Origin of the sequence: Sphaerotilus montanus, assembly GCF_013410775.1 — a bacterium.
In the GTDB taxonomy this organism is placed as follows: Bacteria; Pseudomonadota; Gammaproteobacteria; order Burkholderiales; family Burkholderiaceae_C; genus Sphaerotilus; species Sphaerotilus montanus.
In genome coordinates, this window is sequence record NZ_JACCFH010000001.1 from 4647682 (window position 1) to 4668851 (window position 21170).

20 protein-coding genes are annotated in these 21170 nt (G+C 66.0%); 5 read left to right on the top strand and 15 right to left on the bottom strand.

Features of this window, described 5'->3' with window-relative positions; translation table 11 throughout:
* Positions 1-60 precede the first annotated feature (60 nt).
* Both ftsH and BDD16_RS21250 read right to left on the bottom strand, forming a co-directional pair.
* Positions 61-1971, bottom strand: coding sequence for an ATP-dependent zinc metalloprotease FtsH (gene ftsH, locus BDD16_RS21245; RefSeq protein WP_179635769.1), 1911 nt, complete (start codon positions 1969-1971; stop codon positions 61-63).
* A gap of 174 nt (positions 1972-2145) precedes the next feature.
* Positions 2146-2832: an RlmE family RNA methyltransferase gene (locus BDD16_RS21250; protein ID WP_179635770.1), complete on the bottom strand. Its 687-nt coding sequence runs from the start codon at positions 2830-2832 to the stop codon at positions 2146-2148.
* Between the two features lie 20 nt (positions 2833-2852).
* On the opposite strand from BDD16_RS21250, the gene BDD16_RS21255 reads away from it, so the two are divergent.
* A complete protein-coding gene (locus tag BDD16_RS21255; RefSeq protein ID WP_179635772.1) occupies positions 2853-3338 on the top strand; it encodes a YhbY family RNA-binding protein in 486 nt (161 codons plus the stop codon).
* Positions 3339-3438: 100 nt separating this feature from the next.
* Here BDD16_RS21255 and BDD16_RS21260 read toward each other — a convergent pair whose 3' ends face one another.
* The 4 genes from BDD16_RS21260 to carA all read right to left on the bottom strand — a co-directional run bounded on the left by BDD16_RS21260 (position 3439) and on the right by carA (position 8923).
* The gene (locus BDD16_RS21260) at positions 3439-3876 is read right to left on the bottom strand and encodes a DUF4149 domain-containing protein (RefSeq protein WP_179635774.1); all 438 of its coding nucleotides are present in this window, start codon (positions 3874-3876) and stop codon (positions 3439-3441) included.
* A gap of 13 nt (positions 3877-3889) precedes the next feature.
* Positions 3890-4366, bottom strand: coding sequence for a transcription elongation factor GreA (gene greA / locus BDD16_RS21265; RefSeq protein WP_179635776.1), 477 nt, complete (start codon positions 4364-4366; stop codon positions 3890-3892).
* A 98-nt stretch (positions 4367-4464) separates the two neighbouring features.
* Positions 4465-7743, bottom strand: coding sequence for a carbamoyl-phosphate synthase large subunit (gene carB / locus BDD16_RS21270; RefSeq protein ID WP_179635777.1), 3279 nt, complete (start codon positions 7741-7743; stop codon positions 4465-4467).
* The gene (gene carA / locus BDD16_RS21275; protein ID WP_179635778.1) at positions 7736-8923 is read right to left on the bottom strand and encodes a glutamine-hydrolyzing carbamoyl-phosphate synthase small subunit; all 1188 of its coding nucleotides are present in this window, start codon (positions 8921-8923) and stop codon (positions 7736-7738) included. Before carA ends, carB begins: the two co-directional genes overlap by 8 nt.
* 417 nt (positions 8924-9340) lie before the next feature.
* Here carA and BDD16_RS22845 point away from each other — a divergent pair, with 417 nt between their 5' ends.
* Positions 9341-9949 carry a PEP-CTERM sorting domain-containing protein gene (locus tag BDD16_RS22845; RefSeq protein WP_218897896.1) on the top strand — a complete coding sequence of 203 codons (609 nt, stop codon included), beginning with the start codon at positions 9341-9343 and terminating at the stop codon, positions 9947-9949.
* Between the two features lie 80 nt (positions 9950-10029).
* Here BDD16_RS22845 and BDD16_RS21285 read toward each other — a convergent pair whose 3' ends face one another.
* From BDD16_RS21285 to BDD16_RS21325, 9 genes are all read right to left on the bottom strand, one after another.
* The gene (locus tag BDD16_RS21285) at positions 10030-11010 is read right to left on the bottom strand and encodes an NADPH:quinone oxidoreductase family protein (RefSeq protein WP_179635779.1); all 981 of its coding nucleotides are present in this window, start codon (positions 11008-11010) and stop codon (positions 10030-10032) included.
* 92 nt (positions 11011-11102) lie between these two features.
* Positions 11103-11492 carry a fluoride efflux transporter CrcB gene (crcB, locus tag BDD16_RS21290; protein WP_179635780.1) on the bottom strand — a complete coding sequence of 130 codons (390 nt, stop codon included), beginning with the start codon at positions 11490-11492 and terminating at the stop codon, positions 11103-11105.
* A gap of 5 nt (positions 11493-11497) precedes the next feature.
* Complete coding sequence (locus BDD16_RS21295; RefSeq protein WP_179635781.1) at positions 11498-12031, bottom strand: molybdenum cofactor biosynthesis protein MoaE; 534 nt, start codon at positions 12029-12031, stop codon at positions 11498-11500.
* Positions 12032-12034: 3 nt separating this feature from the next.
* Complete coding sequence (locus BDD16_RS21300; RefSeq protein ID WP_179635782.1) at positions 12035-12286, bottom strand: MoaD/ThiS family protein; 252 nt, start codon at positions 12284-12286, stop codon at positions 12035-12037.
* A 12-nt stretch (positions 12287-12298) separates the two neighbouring features.
* Positions 12299-13597: a molybdopterin molybdotransferase MoeA gene (locus BDD16_RS21305; protein ID WP_179635783.1), complete on the bottom strand. Its 1299-nt coding sequence runs from the start codon at positions 13595-13597 to the stop codon at positions 12299-12301.
* Positions 13569-14117, bottom strand: coding sequence for a molybdopterin-guanine dinucleotide biosynthesis protein B (mobB, locus tag BDD16_RS21310; RefSeq protein WP_179635784.1), 549 nt, complete (start codon positions 14115-14117; stop codon positions 13569-13571). The genes BDD16_RS21305 and mobB overlap by 29 nt, the downstream gene beginning before the upstream one ends.
* Positions 14114-15532 carry a threonine synthase gene (gene thrC, locus BDD16_RS21315; protein ID WP_179635785.1) on the bottom strand — a complete coding sequence of 473 codons (1419 nt, stop codon included), beginning with the start codon at positions 15530-15532 and terminating at the stop codon, positions 14114-14116. Before thrC ends, mobB begins: the two co-directional genes overlap by 4 nt.
* 30 nt (positions 15533-15562) lie before the next feature.
* Positions 15563-16873, bottom strand: coding sequence for a homoserine dehydrogenase (locus BDD16_RS21320; protein ID WP_179635786.1), 1311 nt, complete (start codon positions 16871-16873; stop codon positions 15563-15565).
* A gap of 53 nt (positions 16874-16926) precedes the next feature.
* A complete protein-coding gene (locus BDD16_RS21325; protein ID WP_179635787.1) occupies positions 16927-18156 on the bottom strand; it encodes a pyridoxal phosphate-dependent aminotransferase in 1230 nt (409 codons plus the stop codon).
* Positions 18157-18261: 105 nt separating this feature from the next.
* Here BDD16_RS21325 and BDD16_RS21330 point away from each other — a divergent pair, with 105 nt between their 5' ends.
* From BDD16_RS21330 to BDD16_RS21340, 3 genes are all read left to right on the top strand, one after another.
* Complete coding sequence (locus BDD16_RS21330; RefSeq protein ID WP_310732877.1) at positions 18262-18645, top strand: Mth938-like domain-containing protein; 384 nt, start codon at positions 18262-18264, stop codon at positions 18643-18645.
* A gap of 112 nt (positions 18646-18757) precedes the next feature.
* Entirely contained in the window at positions 18758-19234 is a 477-nt protein-coding gene (locus BDD16_RS21335; protein WP_179635789.1) for a peroxiredoxin, read from the top strand.
* 132 nt (positions 19235-19366) lie between these two features.
* On the top strand, positions 19367-21049 hold the full coding sequence (locus BDD16_RS21340) for a PhoH family protein (RefSeq protein WP_179635790.1): 1683 nt from the start codon (positions 19367-19369) through the stop codon (positions 21047-21049).
* Positions 21050-21170 lie beyond the last annotated feature (121 nt).

The window sequence follows — 21170 nt, forward strand, 5'->3', positions numbered from 1 at the left end:
CACAAATAAAAAACGGGGCTTGCGCCCCGTTTCTGGATTCCATTCTGGTTCTCTGTCGCGTCAGGCAGGTGCGGTCGCGTTGCCTGAACTGATGGACGGCGGGTTGGACGGACCACCAGGAGGCTTGTTGACCGAGGGGATCCAGTCCTTGGGCGGCTTCGGCGGACGACCGTTCATGATGTCCTCGATCTGGTCGGCGTCGATGGTTTCCCATTCGAGCAAGGCCTGCGCCATCACATGCATCTTGTCCTGGCTTTCCTCGATCAGGCGACGGGCCAGCGCGTACTGGTTGTCGATGATGCGGCGGATCTCGGAATCGACCTTCTGCATGGTCTGCTCGGACATGTTGGTGGTCTTGGTCACCGAACGGCCGAGGAACACTTCACCTTCGTTGTCCGCGTAGACCATCGGACCCAGTGCGTCGGTCATGCCGTAACGCGTGACCATGTCGCGGGCGATCTGGGTCGCACGCTCGAAGTCATTGCTGGCGCCGGTGGTCATCTGGTGCATGAAGACCTCTTCCGCGATCCGGCCACCGAACAGCACCGAGATCGTGGACAGCATGCGTTCCTTGTCCAGGCTGTAACGGTCGCCTTCCGGCAACTGCATCGTCACCCCCAGTGCGCGACCGCGCGGGATGATCGTCACCTTGTGGACCGGATCCGTCTTCGGCAGCAGGCGCGCGACGAGCGCATGACCCGCCTCGTGGTAGGCCGTGTTGCGGCGTTCCTCCTCCGGCATGATCATGGACTTCCGCTCGGGACCCATCATGATCTTGTCCTTGGCCTTCTCGAAGTCGACCATCTCCACGACACGACCATTGCGGCGAGCAGCGAACAGAGCGGCTTCATTGACCAGATTGGCCAGATCAGCGCCCGAGAAACCAGGCGTGCCACGCGCCAGGATATCGGCACGGATGTCCTGCCCGATCGGGATCTTGCGCATGTGCACGTTCAGGATCTGCTCGCGACCACGCACGTCCGGCAGCGTCACATACACCTGGCGGTCGAAGCGGCCGGGGCGCAGCAGGGCCGGGTCCAGGATGTCCGGACGGTTCGTGGCAGCCACGACGATGACGCCGAGGTTGGTCTCGAAACCATCCATCTCGACCAGCATCTGGTTGAGGGTCTGCTCGCGCTCGTCATTGCCGCCACCCAAGCCAGCACCACGGTGGCGACCGACCGCGTCGATTTCATCGATGAAGATGATGCAGGGCGCGTTCTTCTTGGCCTGCTCGAACATGTCGCGCACGCGGGCTGCACCGACACCGACGAACATTTCCACGAAATCCGAACCGGAGATCGAGAAGAACGGCACTTTCGCTTCACCGGCGATGGACTTCGCCAGCAGGGTCTTGCCGGTGCCGGGAGGGCCGACCATCAGCACGCCACGGGGAATGCGACCGCCGAGTTTCTGGAATTTCTGGGGATCCTTGAGGAAGTCCACCAGTTCCTTGACCTCTTCCTTGGCCTCGTCGCAGCCAGCCACATCGGCGAACGTCACCGAGTTGTTGGTGTCGTCGAGCATGCGGGCGCGGCTCTTGCCGAAGCTGAAGGCGCCGCCCTTGCCGCCACCCTGCATCTGGCGCATGAAGTAGACCCACACGCCGATCAGCAGCAGCATCGGACCCCAGGAGATCAGCAGGCTCGTCAGCAGGGAGGGCTCGTCGCGCGGCTTGACCCGGAACTTGATGCCGTTGCTGATGAGGTCACCAACCAGACCACGGTCCAGATAGGTGGCCGTGGTGCGGATCTTCTTGTCGTCCGTGGTCAGCGCCTCGATCTCGGCGCCGCCCGGGTTTTCCTGCAGCACCACCTCGCGGATGCGCTTGGAGCGCACCTCTTCAAGGAACTCGGAGTACCCGATCTGGTTACCGGCCGTGGCCGTGCGGTCAAACTGCTTGAAAACGGTGAACAGCACCAACGCTATCACCAGCCACACAGCTACTTTGGAGAACCATTGATTGTTCACCGCGGCTCCTTATTTGATTCGAACACGCCCCAGGTCGGGGCCTTGCGTGCCGCTTGGTACGCACCTATGCGGTAGATGGGGGCAATTCTAGTGCAGTCAACCCCCCGGCAAGCTGATGTTTGACGGGTAACCCTGACCTTGAGCAGGGCGGGCCGTGCACTCTCTCACCGGAACTCAGCTTCTCTTGTCGGCCTGTTTCAGCCCCAGCCCGACCAGAAAGGTTTCTGCCGATTTGTCGCGAGACGCCTTGGGCTTGATGGGCTTGACCACCCGGAAATGATCCTTGAACAACTGTACCAGCTGGCTATAACCACTGCCGTGGAACACCTTGCACACCAGCACGCCATCCGGGCGCAGATGGGCTTGCGCAAACTCGATGGCGAGTTCGATCAGATGGGCGATGCGGGCAGCGTCCGACACCTCGATGCCGGACAGGTTCGGCGCCATGTCCGACACCACGACATCGACGGAGCGCCCGCCCAGCACGTCGACCAGCTGCTGCAGCACCGCATCTTCACGGAAGTCGCCCTGGATGAAGCGCACGCCCTCGATCGGCTCGAAATCCAGCAGGTCGAGCGCAATGATCGTCCCGTTGAGCTCCCCCGCAGCCGCACCGCCGGCGCCCGCCTCCTTCGGCGCGAAACGGCGGCGCAGGTACTGGCTCCAGGCACCCGGACAGGCCCCCAGATCGACCACCACCTGACCCGGCCGGAACAGGTGGAAGGTCTCGTCGATTTCCTTGAGCTTGTAGGCGGCACGGGCACGGTAACCGTCGCGCTTGGACTGCCGGACGTAGGGATCGGTCAGGTGCTCGTTGAGCCACGCCTTGTTGATCTTCTTGCTTTTACTGTCGATCTTCATATCGCAACGATAATAGCGGCATGGCTGCCATCCAATTGACTCCGGCCCAGCGCAAGGAACACCGCGCTGAGGCCCACCACCTCGACCCCGTCGTCATGATCGGGTCCGAAGGACTCACTCCTGCCGTTCTCAAGGAGATCGACTCTGCCCTCAATGCCCACGGACTGATCAAGGTCCGTGTCTTCAGCGACGACCGCGCCGCACGCGAGGCCCTGCTGGCGTCGCTGTCCGACGAACTGGAGGCTGCACCGATCCAGCACATCGGCAAGCTGCTGGTGCTCTGGCGCCCGCTGCCGGCCAAGGAAGCGCGTCCGGACTCGCCCGATCGGCGTGCCTCGGCACCCCGCGTGGTGAAGCTGCTGACCTTCTCCAAGAGCGGCTCGCAACGCGCCCAGGTCAAGAAGCTCACCATCTTCGGCAATCAGCGTCTGACCGCGGGCGGCATCGTCAAGCGGTCCAAGAAGCGCCTGATCGGCACCAAGAAACGCGCGCAAAGCAGCGAATAAGCCCCACCGGGATCACACGCCCGCATCCGTCGTTGACGCAAGGACCCCGGCTTCGGGGTCTTTGCGTTTCTTACCGCGGGTAACGGTTTCCAATGGAATTTCAGCTTGTCCCGGCACCGCGCCAGACCAGCACCAGCAACAACAGGCCCTTCAGCACGAACATCACGCTGGAAATCCCGTGCAAGGCGCCAAAACTCAGGAGCCCCTGCCCCGCACGGGCCGCCTCCATCATCGGCTGCAGCGCAAAGTAACCCAGCACGGTGCAGAACAGCGCGCCGAGCACCAGCAGCAGATTGATCGACAGCACAGAACCTTGCCCGGCCCGCATCCGCCCGGAGGCCAGCCGCCGCTCGATCAGGAACAGCGCCGCGGCCAACCCAAGCGCTGCGTAGGCCTCGATGCGGAACATGTTGCCCGCCAGTCGCCCGGCGTCTGCACGCTCCAGTCCCGCAAACAGCACGGGCGCCGCCACGGCCGCCAGCGTCGCCACCAGGCCCAGCCACAACGCCGCCAGGACCGTTCGGAATCGACTCAGCATAGGGGCCACCGGATCAGGTGTAGCGCACTTCGATGATTTCGTAGTTCTTCGCCCCACCAGGCGCATTCACCACCGCCACGTCGCCGGCCTCCTTGCCGATCAGGGCCCGGGCAATGGGCGAGCCCACCGAGATGCGGCCGAACTTGATGTCCGCCTCGTCCTCGCCGACGATCTGGTAGGTCACGGCGTCACCCGTCTCTTCCTCCTCCAGGTCGACGGTGGCGCCGAACACGATCCGCCCGCCCGCGTTGAGCGTGCTGGGATCGATCACCTGTCCGACCGCGAGCTTGCCTTCGACTTCCAGAATGCGGCCTTCGATGAAGCCCTGCTTGTCCTTGGCCGCTTCGTACTCGGCGTTCTCGGACAAGTCGCCCTGCGCACGGGCCTCGGAGATCGCATTGATCACCCAGGGCCGCTCCACGGTCTTGAGCCGGTGCAGCTCGGCTTTGAGCAGCTCGGCGCCGCGCTTGGTCAACGGAATCGTGGCCATGGTTCTTCTAACTCGATAGTCGATTGCAGGGACAAAAACGAGCCGCCGCCAGCTTCCCTGCGGAAGGCCGGCGGCGGCGACAGATCAAGGCGCGGAGTTTAGATCAGTTCGGCATGCAGCTCTTGCAGGGAAACAACCGAGAGACCGTCCTGGTGCTTGAGCGCTTCGGTCGCGGCCTCGCAGCCGGCCATCGTCGTGTAGTACGTCACCCGGTTGGCCAGCGCAGCGGTGCGGATGTGGCGCGAATCGGCAATCGCCGTGCGCGTCTCGTCCACGGTCGTGAAGACCAGCTGGATCTCGCCGGACTTGATGATGTCCGCGATGTGCGGGCGGCCGTCCTTGACCTTGTTGACGACCTTGACCGGGATGCCGGCGGCCGAGATGGCGCCCGCCGTGCCCTTGGTCGCCACGATGCCGAAGCCCAGTGCATGCAGGTCGCGGGCAATCGCCACGGCGCGCGGATGGTCCTTGGTCTTGACCGACAGCACGACGTTGCCACTGCGCGGCAGACGCGAGCCGGCCCCGAGCTGGCTCTTGAGCATCGCCTCGGCAAAGGTCTTGCCAACGCCCATGACTTCGCCGGTCGAACGCATTTCCGGGCTGAGGATGGGGTCCACGCCGGGGAACTTGTTGAACGGGAAGACGGCTTCCTTGACGCTGAAGTACGGCGGAACGACTTCGTGCGGCACCTGGCCGTTCGGGTCCTTCTGGTCCGCCAGCGACTGCCCGGCCATGCAGCGCGCAGCGATCTTGGCCAGCGGCTGACCGGTCGCCTTCGACACGAAGGGCACGGTGCGCGAGGCGCGCGGATTGACTTCCAGCACATAGACGGTGCAGGCATCGAGCCCGGCCGTCACGTCACCCTGGATCGCGAACTGGACGTTCATCAGGCCGATCACCTTCAGCGCACGGGCCATCAGCGCGGTCTGGCGGCGCAGTTCGTCCTGCAGCACGGCCGACAGCGTGTACGGCGGCAGCGAACAGGCCGAGTCGCCGGAGTGGACGCCCGCCTGCTCGATGTGCTCCATGATCCCGCCGATCATCACCGCGCCGCTGGCGTCGGCGATGCAGTCCATGTCGACTTCGACCGCGTCATCCAGGAAGCGGTCCAGCAGCACCGGCGACTTGTCGGAGACGCGCACCGCTTCGCGCATGTAGCGCTCCAGGTCCTTGTCACCGTGCACGATTTCCATCGCGCGACCACCCAGCACATAGCTCGGGCGCACCACCAGCGGATAGCCGATCTCGTTGGCCAGCGCCAGCGCCGCGTCTTCGGTACGGGCCGTGCGGTTGGGCGGCTGCTTCAGGCCGACAGCGTGCAGCAGCTGCTGGAAACGCTCGCGGTCCTCGGCCACGTCGATCGAGTCCGGGCTGGTGCCGATGATGGGCACGCCGTTGGCTTCCAGGTCCAGCGCCAGCTTCAGCGGCGTCTGGCCACCGTACTGCACGATCACGCCGACCGGCTTTTCCTTCTCGACGATCTCCAGCACGTCTTCGAGCGTCACCGGCTCGAAGTACAGGCGGTCGGAGGTGTCGTAGTCGGTCGAGACGGTCTCGGGGTTGCAGTTGACCATGATGGTCTCGTAGCCATCCTCGCGCATGGCGAGGGCGGCGTGGACGCAGCAGTAGTCGAACTCGATGCCCTGGCCGATGCGGTTCGGACCACCGCCCAGCACCATGATCTTCTTGTTCGTGGTCGGCGCGGCCTCGCACTCGCCGTCGGCGTTCTCGTAGCACGAGTACAGGTAGGCGGTCTGCGTGGCGAACTCGGCGGCGCAGGTGTCCACGCGCTTGTAGACGGGACGCACACCCAGCACATGGCGGCGGCGGCGCAGTTCATGCTGGTTGGTGCCCAGCAGCTTGGCCAGGCGCTTGTCGGAGAAGCCCTTCTTCTTCAGGAAGCGCATCTCGTCGGCGCTCAGGCTGTCCAGCGTGCGCGCCTTGACCATGGTTTCGGTGGCGATGATCTGCTCGATCTGCGCCAGGAACCACGGGTCGATCGCGGTTTCCTCGAAGATCTCGTCCAGCGTCAGGCCGATGCGGAAGGCGTCACCCACGTACAGGATGCGCTCCGGACCCGCTTCGCCGATCTCCTCGATGATCTCGTCGCGGTCGGTCGAACGCTCGGTCAAGCCGTCGATGCCGGTTTCCAGACCACGCAGCGCCTTCTGGAACGACTCCTGGAAGGTGCGGCCCATCGCCATGACTTCACCGACCGACTTCATCTGCGTCGTCAGGTGCGAATCGGCCTGCGGGAACTTCTCGAAGGCAAAACGCGGGATCTTGGTGACCACGTAGTCGATCGACGGCTCGAAGGACGCCGGGGTCGCGCCGCCGGTGATGTCGTTCTTCAGCTCGTCGAGCGTGTAGCCCACGGCCAGCTTGGCGGCGATCTTGGCGATCGGAAAGCCGGTGGCCTTCGACGCCAGCGCGGACGAACGCGACACGCGCGGATTCATCTCGATGACGACCATGCGGCCGTCCTTCGGGTTGATCGAGAACTGCACGTTCGAGCCGCCGGTGTCCACGCCGATCTCGCGCAGGATCGCGATCGAGGCGTTGCGCAGGAGCTGGTATTCGCGGTCGGTGAGCGTCTGGGCCGGGGCGACGGTGATCGAGTCGCCGGTGTGGATGCCCATCGGATCCAGGTTCTCGATCGAGCAGACGATGATGCAGTTGTCCGCCTTGTCGCGGACCACTTCCATCTCGTACTCTTTCCAGCCGATCAGCGATTCCTCGATCAGCAGTTCCTTCGTCGGCGAGAGGTCGAGGCCGCGCTTGCAGATTTCCTCGAACTCCTCCGGGTTGTAGGCAATGCCGCCGCCGGTGCCGCCCAGCGTGAAGCTGGGGCGGATCACCATCGGGAAGCCGCTGCCGCCGATGTCGGCCAGGATCGACTTCTGGACGGACCAGGCCTCTTCCATCGAGTGCGCGATGCCGGACTTGGCCGAGCCGAGACCGATCTTGGTCATCGCGTCCTTGAACTTCAGGCGGTCTTCGGCCTTCTCGATGGCGTGTTCGTTGGCGCCGATCATCTCGACGCCGTACTTGGCCAGCACGCCGTGCTTGTGCAGGTCGAGCGCGCAGTTCAGCGCAGTCTGGCCGCCCATCGTCGGCAGGACCGCGTCCGGGCGCTCCTTGGCGATGATCTTCTCGACCACCTGCCAGGTGATCGGCTCGATGTAGGTCACGTCCGCCGTGTTCGGGTCGGTCATGATGGTCGCCGGGTTCGAATTGACCAGGATGACCTTGTAGCCTTCTTCGCGCAGGGCCTTGCAGGCCTGGGCGCCGGAGTAGTCGAACTCGCAGGCCTGGCCGATGATGATCGGGCCGGCGCCGATGATGAGGATGGATTTCAGGTCGCTGCGCTTAGGCATTGTTCTTCTCCGCCACGTGCTGGGTCATGAGCGCGGTGAAGCGGTCAAACAGGTAGGCAATGTCATGGGGGCCAGGCGAGGCTTCCGGGTGGCCCTGGAAGCAGAACGCCGGCTTGTCGGTGCGGGTCAGGCCCTGCAGCGTGCCGTCGAACAGGCTCACGTGCGTCGGGCGCAGGTTCGCGGGCAGCGTGTCGGCGTTGACCGCGAAGCCGTGGTTCTGGCTCGTGATCGAGACGCGGCCAGTGTCGAGGTCCTTCACCGGGTGGTTGGCACCGTGGTGGCCGAACTTCATCTTGAAGGTCTGCGCACCCGAGGCCAGCGCCATGATCTGGTGGCCCAGGCAGATGCCGAAGGTCGGAATACCAGTCTCGATCAGGGTCTTCGCGGCGGCAATCGCGTAGTCGCAAGGCTCCGGATCGCCAGGACCGTTGGACAGGAAGATGCCGTCCGGCTGGTAGGCCAGCACATCGGCGGCGGACGTCTTCGCGGGCACCACGGTCACCTTGCAGCCGCGCTCGGCGAGCATGCGCAGGATGTTGCGCTTCACGCCGAAGTCATAGGCGACGACGTGGAACTGCGGCGCAGTCTGCTGGCCGAAGCCCGGCTCGCCATTGGCCGCGAACAGTTGCCACTCGGTCTCGGTCCAGACTTCGGGCTCGCGGCGGGTGACGACCTGCGCCAGGTCCAGACCGGCCATGCTCGGTGCGCGGCGGGCGAGTGCCACGGCCTCGTCGATCATGGCCTGCGTCACAGCGGTGTCAGCCGGGAAACCCATGATGCAGCCGTTCTGGGCACCGTGGGTGCGCAGCACGCGGGTGAGGCGGCGGGTGTCGATGTCGGCGATGGCGACAGTGCCCTCGCGCACGAGGTACTCGGCCAGCGTCATCGACTGGCGAAAATTGGACGCGCGGACAGGCAGGTCCTTGATGATCAGACCAGCGGCATGGACTTTCGAGGCCTCGACATCCTGCTCGTTGACGCCGTAATTGCCGATGTGCGGATACGTGAGGGTCACGATCTGCCGGCAGTAGCTCGGGTCAGTGAGGATTTCCTGGTAGCCGGTGAGCGCGGTGTTGAACACCACTTCGCCGACTGTGTGACCGGCAGCGCCGATCGAGGTGCCTAGAAAGACTGTGCCGTCTGCGAGTGCGAGGATAGCGGGGGGCAGGACGGGCAGCACGGGAACTCCGGATAGAGCGCCCCCAGCGCTGCTTCAGACCGGATGGGCTCTGCGGATGGAGCACGGGCGACAAGCGCCTTTCCGGTCAGGTGGGACAAGCATGCGACGCTGGGAAGCGTTGTTGGCAGACAAACCTGTGGATTATAGCCGCCCGGGGGTTTTCCCGGCCAGATGCGGAGATCGACGTGCAGGAATGTTCCCGCTGCTGCGGGATCCCCCATGGATCAAGGGTCAGGTGGTGCCATTCGGTACAAGTTGGCCGCCGGGATCCACAGGCCACCCCTCAATGGGGGAGCGGCCACCATTGCGGGTGTTTTCATTTGAAGCAGAGTTGCTAAGGTGCAGACAGGAAAAGACGAGGTGCTCCAGCGCCACGCCAACTTCCACTTCGCAACACACTTCGACTGGAACGACACCATGCACAAGACCCTGACTTCGATCGCTGCAGCCCTGCTGCTGGCCGCCCTGGGCACCGGCGCCCAAGCACAGAACCTGATCACCAACGGCGACTTCGAGTTGTCCACGGTCGCCACCGACTCGTTCGATACCTACTCGAACCTGGGCGGCTACACCGCGACGCTGTGGGGCTCGGACTCCACCAGCGGCACCCACAAGATCGTGGATGTGGCGGGCAACCAGTTCATGCAGTTCGGCGGCGGTGATTCGGCCTCCACCGCCTTCGGCGTGGGCACTGGCGGCGCCTACACCCTGAGCTTCGACTACGAAGGCTCGGGCTTCTGGGCGCTGTACAACAGCGACACGTCGAGCTATGTCTCGACCGGCCCGCTGGTCCAGATCAACGGCATGGGCACCGACAACACCGCCCTGACGCTGAGCAACAGCACCAACTACAAGCTGTTCTTCGGCTCGGTGGGCGCCGGCCTGCCTGGCATGGTCACCGGACTGCAACTGGACAACGTCTCGGTCACGGCCGTGACCCCGGTGCCGGAACCCGAGGGCTACGCCATGCTGGTGGCCGGCCTGGGCGTGCTGGGCTTCATCAGCCGCCGCCGCCAGCAGCGCTGAGTTGATCGGTCGTGGGGCGGCGTCCGGTGACGCTGCCGCGAAGGGCGCCCTGCGGGGCGCCTTTTTTCGTTCAATCGCGTTCAGGCATGGGGATGCACCACCACCTTGCCCTTGACCTGGCGCGACGCCATGCGCGTGATGGCATCGCGCGCACCGTCGAGTCCGACCCGCTCGCTGATCACGGGACGGATGTGGCCTTCGGCGAACCAGGTCGCCAGCTGCTGCATGTTCACCAGATGCGTCGCGGGATCACGGCGCACCGCATCGCCCCAGAACACACCCATGATCACCCGCTCCTTGAGCAGCGCCAGATTGAGCGGTACCTTCGGGATCGCCCCGGCCGCAAATCCGACGACCAGATACCGCCCCCGCCACGCCGTGGCCCGCAGTGCCGGCTCCGTGTAGTCGCCGCCCACCGGGTCATAGACCATCTGGACGCCCTGCCCGTCCGTCAGCGCATCGACGCGCTTGCGCAGGTCTTCGGTGCTGTAGTTGACACATTCGTCCGCGCCGACCGTGCGGCACAGGTCCAGCTTGTCCTGGCTGGACGCTGCGGCGATGACGCGAGCGCCCATCTGCTTCGCGATCTCGATCGCCGCCAGTCCCACGCCACCGGCAGCACCCAGCACCAGCAGCGTTTCGCCGGCCTGCAGACGACCAACATCCTTCAGCGCATGCAGCGACGTGCCATAGGTCAACACCAGCGCAGCGCCGGTGTCCATGTCCATGCCGTCAGGCAGGGGCATCACCTGGCGCGCGTTGACGATGGCATGTTCGGCGAAGGCGCCGTGGCCGCAGAAGCTGATCACGCGCTGCCCGGCCTTCAGATGGCGCACACCCTCGCCCACCGCCTCGACCACGCCGGCCAGCTCTGCACCCGGCGAGAACGGCAGCGGTGGCTTGACCTGGTACAGCCCCTGGACGATGAGCGCATCGGGGAAATTGACCGCGGCCGATTCGACCCGGATCCGCACCTCGCCCGCGGCGGGTTCGGGCGTTGCCACGTCGAGCACGCGCAGTTGCGCGATCGGGCCATAGGATTCACAGATCAGGGCGCGCATGGCAAGTCTCCGGGAGGTTTGGCAAGGCCCGAAGTCTGCCGGCTCGGTCGCCGCGACCCTGACTCCAGGGCGACACGCCCGATGCCGGGAACTCAGCCGCCAAACACCAGCCGCCCCAGCCACCACCCCAACGCGACCGCCGCCAGCGCACCCAGCAAATGCGCTGCGCTGTGCAACAAGGCCAGCGGCACATTCCCCGCCTGCAGCAAGGCCAGCGATTCACCCGAAAAAGACGAGAACGTCGTCAGGCCACCGAGAAAGCCGGTGACCAAGAACAGTCTGCCGTTAGTAGCTTCTGGATGGAGGCGGAACCAGACCAGTGCGAGGCCGATCAGGAAGCCGCCCACCACGTTGACTGCCAGCGTGCCCAGCGGAAAGCCGGCGACGACAAAGCCGAGACGCATCCCGGCCTGCCAGCGCAGCAGCGCGCCCAGCGAAGCACCTACCGCCACCGCCGCCGCCTGCACCAGCGTCGGCTGCATCGCGCTCAGGCGCCCGTGGCGTTGCCGGAGACGATGCCCCAGCGCTTCAGCGCCGCGTCATCGCTGACGCGGGCGTCGACCCAGCGGGCGCCTTCGGGCGTGGTTTCCTTCTTCCAGAACGGTGCCTCGGACTTGAGGTAGTCCATCAGGAACTCGCAGGCCTGGAACGACTCGCCGCGGTGCATCGACGTGACCGCGACCAGCACGATCTGGTCGGCGATCTGCAACGGGCCGACGCGGTGGATGACGCGCACGCCGCGGATGTCGAAGCGGCGGAAGGCGTCGTCGATCATCGCCTCGATGCTGCGCTCGGTCATGCCGGGGTAGTGCTCCAGCTCCATCGCGCTGATCGAGCCGGCATCGGGCTGGCCGGCGTGGCGGTCGCGCACGGTGCCGACGAAGGTGGTGATGGCGCCGACGCCCGCGTCACCACTGCGCAGTGCGGCGACTTCGGCGGAGAGGTCGAAGTCTTCGGTCTGGATGGAGACGCTGGACAGGCGGGGCGACGGCGACGGCGACGGCAGCGAGGACGGCGACATCGTTCAGCCTCCGGTGACCGGCGGGAAGAACGCGACCTCGGCGCCCAGCGTCAGCTCCGCTGTCTCGGCGCACATCGTCTGGTTGAGCGCCGCTCGCAGCGCCCTGCCCCGCGCCAGCGCGCCAGCGTGGGGCTCGCCGCGCGCGATGAGCTGGTCACGCAACTGGCCGACCGTCAGCGGCGTGTCGAGCGTCAGGGTCTCGCCCGCGCCGAGCGACTCGCGCAGGGATGCGAAATATCGGATCTGGATCTGCATGGTCATTCCGCCTTAGCCCAATTCACTCAGCGGCACGAAACGCACCACCTCGCCGCGGGTGATCACCTGCCCCGCCGCGATGTCCACCAGCCCGTCGGCCCACACCGCCGAGGTCAGCACCCCGGAGCTTTGATTCGGGAACAGCTCGACAGCGCCCTCGGCATTGACCCGGGCGCGCACGAACTCGCGGCGGCGGTCGGGCTTCGGCCAGTCGAAGGCAGCGCGCAACGGGTAGCTGCGCAGTGCCCAGCTCTCGGCGTGTGCGCCCTGCAGTCGCAGCAGCACCGGCCGCACCGTCAGCAGGAAGGTCACGAAGCTCGACACCGGATTGCCCGGCAGCCCCATGAACCACGCCTCGCTGCCGTCCTCGCGCCGCACCGCGCCGAAGGCGAGCGGCTTGCCCGGCTTCATCGCGATCTGCCACAGGTCGAGCCGCCCTTCGGCCTGCACCGCTGGGCGCAGGTGGTCTTCCTCGCCCATCGAGACGCCGCCGGACGTGATGATCAGGTCGCAGCGCGCCGCCGCCGCCCGCAGCGCGGCGCGGGTGGCGTCGAGCCGGTCCGGGACGATGCCCAGGTCCTGCACCTCGCAGCCCATCGCCTGCACCAGGCCGCGCAGCGTGTAGCGGTTGGAGTTGTAGATCGCGCCGGGGCGCATCTGCTCAGGCAGCACCTCGCCCGGCATCACCAGCTCGTCGCCAGTCGAGAACACGGCCACGCGCGGGCGCCGGGCGACTTTCAGCGTCGCGGCGCCGACCGAAGCGGCGAGTCCGAGCGCGGCCGGCGTCAGGCGCGTGCCCGCCGCGAGCACGACGGCGCCGCGCTGCACGTCCTCGCCACGGCGGCGGATCCATTGCCCGGCCGGCGGCACGAGATTGACGCGCACGGCGCCCAGCCCGTCACCTGCCACCGCCTCGCACTGCTCTTGCATCACGACGACATCGGCGCCGGGCGGCACCTGCGCGCCGGTGAAGATGCGGACCGCGGTGCCGGGTTGCAGCGGCTGGCCAACGACGCCCGCCGGGATGCGCTGGCTCACTGGCAGCACGGTGCCGACCACAGGCACGTCGGCCGCGCGCATCGCGTAGCCGTCCATCGACGTGTTGTCGGCGGGCGGCACATCCAGCAGCGAACACACGTCCTCGGCCAGCACGCAGCCGAGCGCGTCGAAGGTGGAAACGGTTTCGGACTGCGCCGCACAGGTGGCGGATACGGCGGCCAGCAGCGTCGCCAGCGCGTCGTCCAGGCTCTGCAGCACCGGGCGGCGCGGGGCTGCCACAGGTTCAGCGGTGTTCAGGGGCTCGGTAGCCATAGCGTTGCGGGTCGCTTCGCAGGAAATCGGCCACCGACACCGGATCGTCCAGATCCAGCAGCGGCAGCCCGGTGGGATGGGGCACGGCGTCGGCCAGCGGGCGGGCCACCGCGACGACAAACGGATCGTTCGGATACGCCGCCGGGGCGCCGTGGGCCGCGCGCCAGACCTCGACCTTGGGCAGGTCAGCGTGCTTGAAGCCCTCGACGATCACCCAGTGCTCGGCGCCGAACGCACCCAGGTCGCTCAGCTCGGCGATGAGCTGGTGGACCGTCAGATCGGCCGCGACCTCGAACTCGCGCATCAGCGCCAGCCGGTGGTTGTTGGCGACCAGCACCTCGAAGGCGCCAGCCTCGCGGTGGCGGAAGCTGTCCTTGCCGGGGCGGTCGATGTCGAAGCGCTTGTGGGCGTGCTTGATCACCGAGACGCGGCAGCCCTGCGCCTTGAGTGCCCGGATCAGGCCCTCGCCGAGCGTGGTCTTGCCCGAGCCGGACGCGCCGCAGAGGCCGACGACGTTCACAGCGGGACGTGGTCGCGGACGTACTGCTGGATCACCGCCGTGTCGGCCGGCATGACCTGGAAGCGCTTGGGGCGCGATTCCAGATCGGCCAGCGCGGCCGGGCGCGGCGCGTGCACGTCGGCGCCGAGCGCTTCGGCGATCGTGCCTTCGAACTTGGCCGGCAGCGCCGTTTCCAGCACGATCATCGGCACGCCGTCTTCACGCAGTTCGCGCGCCACCTTCACGCCATCGGCGGTGTGGGTGTCGATCAGCACACCCTGGCCTGCCCAGGTCGCGCGGATCGTGGCGAGGCGGTCAGCGTGGGTCGAGCGGCCGGACTGGAAGCCGTAGCCCGGGATGCGGGCGAACTCTTCCGGGGACACGGTGAACACGCCCTCGCGGTTCAGCGCATCACCGAACAGCGCCTTGGTGCGCGCACCGTCGCGGCCGAGCAGGTCGAACACGAAGCGCTCGAAGTTGGACGCCTTGCTGATGTCCATCGACGGGCTCGACGTTTCCCAGGTCTCGCTGCTGCCGCGCACGCGGTAGGTGCCGGTGCGGAAGAACTCTTCGAGCACGTTGTTCTCGTTGGTCGCGACCACGAGGTGCTTGACCGGCAGGCCCATCCTGCGTGCGACATGGCCCGCGCAGACATTGCCGAAGTTGCCGGACGGAACCGTAAAGCTGACCTGCTCGTCATTCGACTTCGTGGCCTGAAAATAGCCGGCGAAGTAGTAGACGACCTGCGCCAGCAGCCGCGCCCAGTTGATCGAGTTGACGGTGCCGATGCGGTAGGCGCGCTTGAACTCCAGGTCGTTCGAGACCGCCTTGACGATGTCCTGGCAGTCGTCGAACACACCTTCGACGGCGAGGTTGTGGATGTTCTCGTCCTGCAGGCTGAACATCTGCGCCTGCTGGAACGGGCTCATGCGGCCGTACGGCGAGAGCATGAACACACGCACGCCGGCCTTGCCGCGCATCGCGTATTCCGCCGCGCTGCCGGTGTCGCCGGAGGTGGCGCCGAGGATGTTGAGCTGCTCGCCGCGGCGACCGAGTTCGTACTCGAACAGGTTGCCCAGCAGCTGCATCGCCATGTCCTTGAAGGCCAGCGTCGGCCCGTTGGACAGCGACTCCAGGCACAGGCCCGGCTCCAGCGGCTTCAGGGGGACGATCGCCTCCGTGCCGAAAACTTCCGCGGTGTAGGTCTTGCGGGTCAGGGCGCGCAGGTCGTCGGCCGGGATGTCGTCGATGTAGAGCGACAGGATCTCGAAGGCGAGGTCGGCGTAGGACAGGCCGCGCCACGCGGCGAGCGTGGCGGCGTCGATCTGCGGGTAGGCGACGGGCAGGTACAGACCGCCGTCCGGAGCGAGGCCCTCCAGCAGGATCTCGCAGAAACGGCGCTCGGTCTGGTCGCCTCGGGTGCTGATGTACTTCATCGTGTGTGCTTCAGAGGGCCCACTGCCGGCTCACGCCAGCTCTTCCTTGCGCAGCGACACGATCGGCGCCAGCACCGTCGCCAGCGCCTGCATCTGCGCCAGCGCCGCGCGCATCACACCTTCCTGCGTCTCGTGCGTCAGGATGATGACGTCGGTCTGGTGCTCGCCGTCGTTCGATTCGCGCTGCAGCACGGCGTCGATCGAGATGTCGGACGCGGCCAAGATCGAGGTGATCGCCGACAGCACGCCCTTCTGGTCCGCCACGCGCAGGCGCAGGTAGAACGCGGTGCGCACCTCCGCGATCGGCAGGATCGGCGTGGTACGCAGCTCGTCCGGCTGGAACGCGAGGTGCGGCACGCGGTGGTCCGGGTCGGCGGTGTGCAGGCGGGTGATGTCGACCAGGTCGGCGATCACGGCGGAGGCGGTCGGCTCGGAGCCTGCGCCCTTGCCGTAGTACAGCGTCGTGCCCACGGCGTCACCGTGGACCATCACCGCGTTCATCGCGCCTTCGACATTGGCGATCAGGCGCTTGCTCGGCACCAGCGTCGGGTGCACGCGCAACTCGATGCCGTTGTCGCGGCGCTTGGCGATGCCCAGCAGCTTGATGCGGTAGCCGAGCTGTTCGGCGTAGCGGATGTCCACGGCGGACAGCTTGGTGATGCCTTCGACGTGGGCCTTGTCGAACTGCACCGGCACGCCGAACGCGATCGCGCTCATCAGCGTGGCCTTGTGCGCAGCGTCCACGCCCTCGATGTCGAAGGTCGGGTCGGCTTCGGCGTAGCCCAGGCGCTGCGCTTCCTTCAGCACCACCTCGAAGTCGAGGCCCTTGTCGCGCATCTCGGACAGGATGAAGTTGGTCGTGCCGTTGATGATGCCGGCGACCCACTGGATCTCGTTGGCGGTCAGGCCTTCGCGCAGCGCCTTGATGATCGGGATGCCGCCCGCGACCGCGGCTTCGAACGCGACCATCACGCCCTTCTCACGGGCCGCCGCGAAGATCTCGGTGCCATGCACGGCCAGCAGCGCCTTGTTGGCGGTGACGACGTGCTTGCCCGCGGCGATCGCTTCGAGGACCAGCGCCCGCGCGATGCCGTAGCCACCGATCAGCTCGATGACGATGTCGATCTCGGGGTTGGCGATCACCTGGCGGCCATCGGCGACCACGGCCACGCCGTCGCCGACGATCTCGCGGGCGCGCTCGACGTTCAGGTCCGCCACCATCGTGATCTCGATGCCGCGGCCCGCGCGGCGGCGGATCTCTTCCTGGTTGCGCTTGAGCACGTTGAACGTGCCGCTGCCGACGGTACCGATGCCCAGCAGGCCGACTTGGATGGGTTTCATGGCGATTGTTCTACGGTCAAAAAAACGGGTCGAAAAAAAGGATTGAGCGATGGTCAGGTGCCATGACGGCGGCGGTAGCCATCCAGGAAGCGGGCAATGCGGCCCACCGCGTCGGACAGGTCGTCCGAGTTGGGCAGGAAGACGAGGCGGAAGTGGTCCGGCGTGGCCCAGTTGAAGCCGGTGCCCTGCACGATCAGCACCTTCTCCTCGGCCAGCAGCTCGTAGGCGAACTGCTGGTCGTCCTCGATGGGATACATCTTCGGGTCGAGCCTGGGGAACATGTACAGCGCAGCCTTCGGCTTCACGCAGGTCACGCCCGGGATCTCGGTCAACAGCTTGTGCGCCAGATCCCGCTGGCGGCAAAGACGGCCGCCGGGCTGAACAAGGTCCTTGATGCTCTGGTAGCCGCCGAGCGCGGTCTGGATGGCGAGCTGCCCCGGCGTGTTCGCGCACAGGCGCATCGAGGCCAGCATGTTCAGCCCCTCGATGTAGTCGCGGGCATGGCGCTTGTCGCCCGACACGACCATCCAGCCTGCCCGATAACCGCAGGCGCGGTAGTTCTTGCTCAGGCCGTTGAAGGTCAGGATCAGCACGTCGTCGGCGAGGGCCGCGATGCTGGTGTGGGTGTGACCGTCGTAGAGCGTCTTGTCGTAGATCTCGTCGGCGAAGATGATGAGCTGGTGCTCGCGCGCCACCTGCACGATCTCGCGCAGCACCGCGTCCGGGTAGAGCGCGCCGGTCGGGTTGTTCGGGTTGATGACGACGATGGCCTTGGTGCGCGGCGTGATCTTGGCGCGGATGTCGGCGATGTCGGGCATCCACTCGGACTGCTCGTCGCACACGTAATGCACCGGCTTGCCACCCGACAGCGCCACGACCGCGGTGTAGAGCGGGTAGTCCGGCGACGGGATCAGCACCTCGTCGCCGTCGTCGAGCAGCGCGTTCATGCTCATCGCGATCAGCTCGGAGGCGCCATTGCCCAGGTACACGTCGTCGACGGTGACGCCCTTGACGCCCTTCTCCTGCGTGTAGTGCACGACCGACTTGCGCGGCGCGAACAGGCCCTTCGAATCCGTGTAACCGGCCGAATGCGGCATGTTGCGGATCATGTCCTGCACGATCTCGTCCGGCGGTTCCAGCCCGAACACGGCCAGATTGCCGATGTTGAGCTTGATGATCTTGTGGCCCTCTTCCTCCATCTGGCGGGCCTTCTCCAGCACGGGCCCGCGGATGTCGTAGCACACGTTGGCGAGCTTGCTGGACTTGGCGACGGTCTTGAGCACGAGGGGGGTCCTGTTCGAATGAGATTGCGACAAAAGCTAGAATTTAACGCATCCCGGCCCCACCTCCGGACCGTCCCCCACTTCCTGGCGCCCGCGCCGACCGCCGTGAAACTCCAGCCCGACCGCATCGAAGGCGTCAACGCCATCTTTTCCACGACGCACGACGCCGTGTCCGTGAACAACCAGGTCGGCCTGCAGCAGTGGCGCAGCAGCGTGATCGTGCCGTTCAAGGGGGATGTGGTGGCCTGGGCCTGCACGCGCCACGAGGATCTGACGCGCGAGGACTTCGATGCGCTGATGGTCTACAAGCCGGAACTGGTGATCTTCGGCAGCGGAAAGAAGATCCGCTTCGTCCACCCTTCGCTGATCCGGACGCTGATCGATGCGCGCATCGGCGTGGAATGCATGGACACGCTGGCCGCCTGCCGCACCTACAACGTGCTCGCCAGCGAAAACCGCCGGGTCGTGGCCGCGCTGCTGATCGGCTGATCGAAGTCGAGGGAATGCACGTGCCCATCCCGCCGGATGGCTGCAGGCCACCGACTGGACTTATAATAGACGGCTTATCCCCGTCAGGGATCCTCAGACTTAAAGAAATTGCATGACGCCCGCTCTCAACAAACCTCTTCCGGAACTTGAAGCGAATGCAACCGGCGGCGTGAAATTCACCCCCCAGGCGTTCCTCGGCAAAACCGTGGTGCTGTATTTCTACCCGAAAGACAACACACCCGGCTGCACCACTGAAGCCATGCAGTTTCGTGACCACCACAAGGATTTCACGAGCGTTGGCGCCGTGGTGTTCGGTGTCTCTCGCGACAACATGGCCTCGCACGACAAGTTCAAGCAGAACCTGGAACTGCCCTTCGAGCTGATCGCCGACACCGAAGAAAAGCTCTGCCACATGTTCGGCGTGGTCAAGAACAAGATCATGTACGGCAAGAAGGTCAAGGGCATCGAGCGCTCGACCTTCCTGATTGACCCCGCTGGCGTGCTGCGCGCCGAATGGCGTGGCATCAAGGTGGCCGGCCATGTGGAAGAAGTGCTCAAGACCGTCAAGGAGCTGAAGAGCCCCGCCTGAGCACGCTTGGCGACACCGGCGGCCTGTGCATAATGGGTTCATGCGCGTAAGACATGAACCGCATCCGCCGACCAACGAGAAGCCGTACAGCTTGCTGTGCGGCTTTTTCTTTTTCCAGTGACGCCATAGCTCATGCCTCTGCCCAAACCTCCCGCCAAGCGCGGCACCATCCTTGATCCTTCCGCCTTTGACGCCCAGGCCGCGCCCAAACCCGCGCGCCGAACGCTGAAAGCCCCGGCAGAAGAGTCCGTCGCCCTGGAGTTGCAGCCGCCGCCCCCGCCGGCAGCGGCACCGCCGGTTGTCAGACCGGCGCCGGCGGGCCTGCCCGTCAAGGCCGCCGTGTCCCCGGCTGCGCGTCCTGCCTCGGTCGCCCGTCCGGCCCCCAAGGCGACCCGGACACGCTCCGCCCGCACCGGTCCGGCCAAGCTGTTCGTCCTCGACACGAACGTGCTGATGCACGACCCGATGAGCCTGTTCCGCTTCGAGGAACACGACGTCTACCTGCCGATGATCACGCTCGAAGAGCTGGATGGCCACAAGAAGGGCATGAGCGAAGTCTCGCGCAATGTCCGGCAGGTCAGCCGCGAGCTGGATGCGCTGGCCGCCAGCCAGGGCGATTCCTCGAAATTCGACCCCGCCGCAGGCATCCCGCTGGCCCGCACCGGCCACAAGGACGCCGGCGGCAAGCTGTTCTTCCAGACCACCTTCGTCGACTTCAAGCTGCCCGACGGCCTGCCGCAGGGCAAGGCCGACAACCAGATCCTCGGTGTCGTGCAGGCCCTGCGCGGCCAGCAACCCGAGCGCGAGATCGTGCTGGTGTCCAAGGACATCAACATGCGCATCAAGGCGCGCGCGCTGGGTCTGCCGGCAGAGGACTACTTCAACGACAAGACGCTGGAAGACGGCGACCTGCTCTACACCGGCGTCCTGGCCCTGCCCGCGGACTTCTGGGAGCGCCACGGCAAGACCATGGAGAGCTGGCAGCAAGGCGGCTCGACCTTCTACCGCATCAGCGGCCCGCTGGTCCCGTCGCTGATGATCAACCAGTTCGTCTACCTGGAGAGCCCGGGCAACGCGCCGCTGTACGCCCGCGTCACCGAGATCACCGGCAAGTCGGCCGTGCTGAAGACGCTCAAGGACTACACCCACGCCAAGAACGGCGTCTGGGGCGTGGCGGCGCGCAACCGCGAGCAGAACTTCGCGCTCAACCTGCTGATGGACCCGGACTGCGACTTCATCACGCTGACCGGCACGGCCGGCACCGGCAAGACGCTGATGACGCTGGCCGCCGCGCTCAGCCAGGTGCTCGACGAGCGGCGCTACACCGAGATCATCGTCACCCGCGTGACCGTCCCGGTGGGCGAGGACATCGGCTTCCTGCCCGGCAACGAGGAGGAGAAGATGAGCCCGTGGATGGGCGCGCTCGACGACAACCTCGAAGTGCTGGCCCGCGGCGAGACGGCCGCCGGCGAGTGGGGCCGCGCCGCCACCAATGATCTGGTGCGCAGCAAGATCAAGATCAAGAGTCTGAACTTCATGCGCGGGCGCACCTTCCTGAACAAGATCGTCATCATCGACGAGGCACAGAATCTGACGCCCAAGCAGATGAAGACGCTGATCACGCGGGCGGGTCCGGGCACCAAGATCATCTGCCTGGGCAACCTGGCGCAGATCGACACGCCCTACCTCACCGAAGGCAGTTCGGGCCTGACCTTCGCGGTGGACCGTTTCAAGGGCTGGCCGCACGCTGGCCACATCACGCTCGCACGCGGCGAGCGCTCCCGTCTGGCTGACTTTGCGTCCGAGGTGCTCTGAGCACACCCGCTCCGCAGCGACACAACAAGGCGCCTCAGGGCGCCTTTGTTCATTGAAAGACGAACAGATGCGCCAAATCCATTCCCGGCACATCAAACCGGCGCATCCGGTGACCAATGGT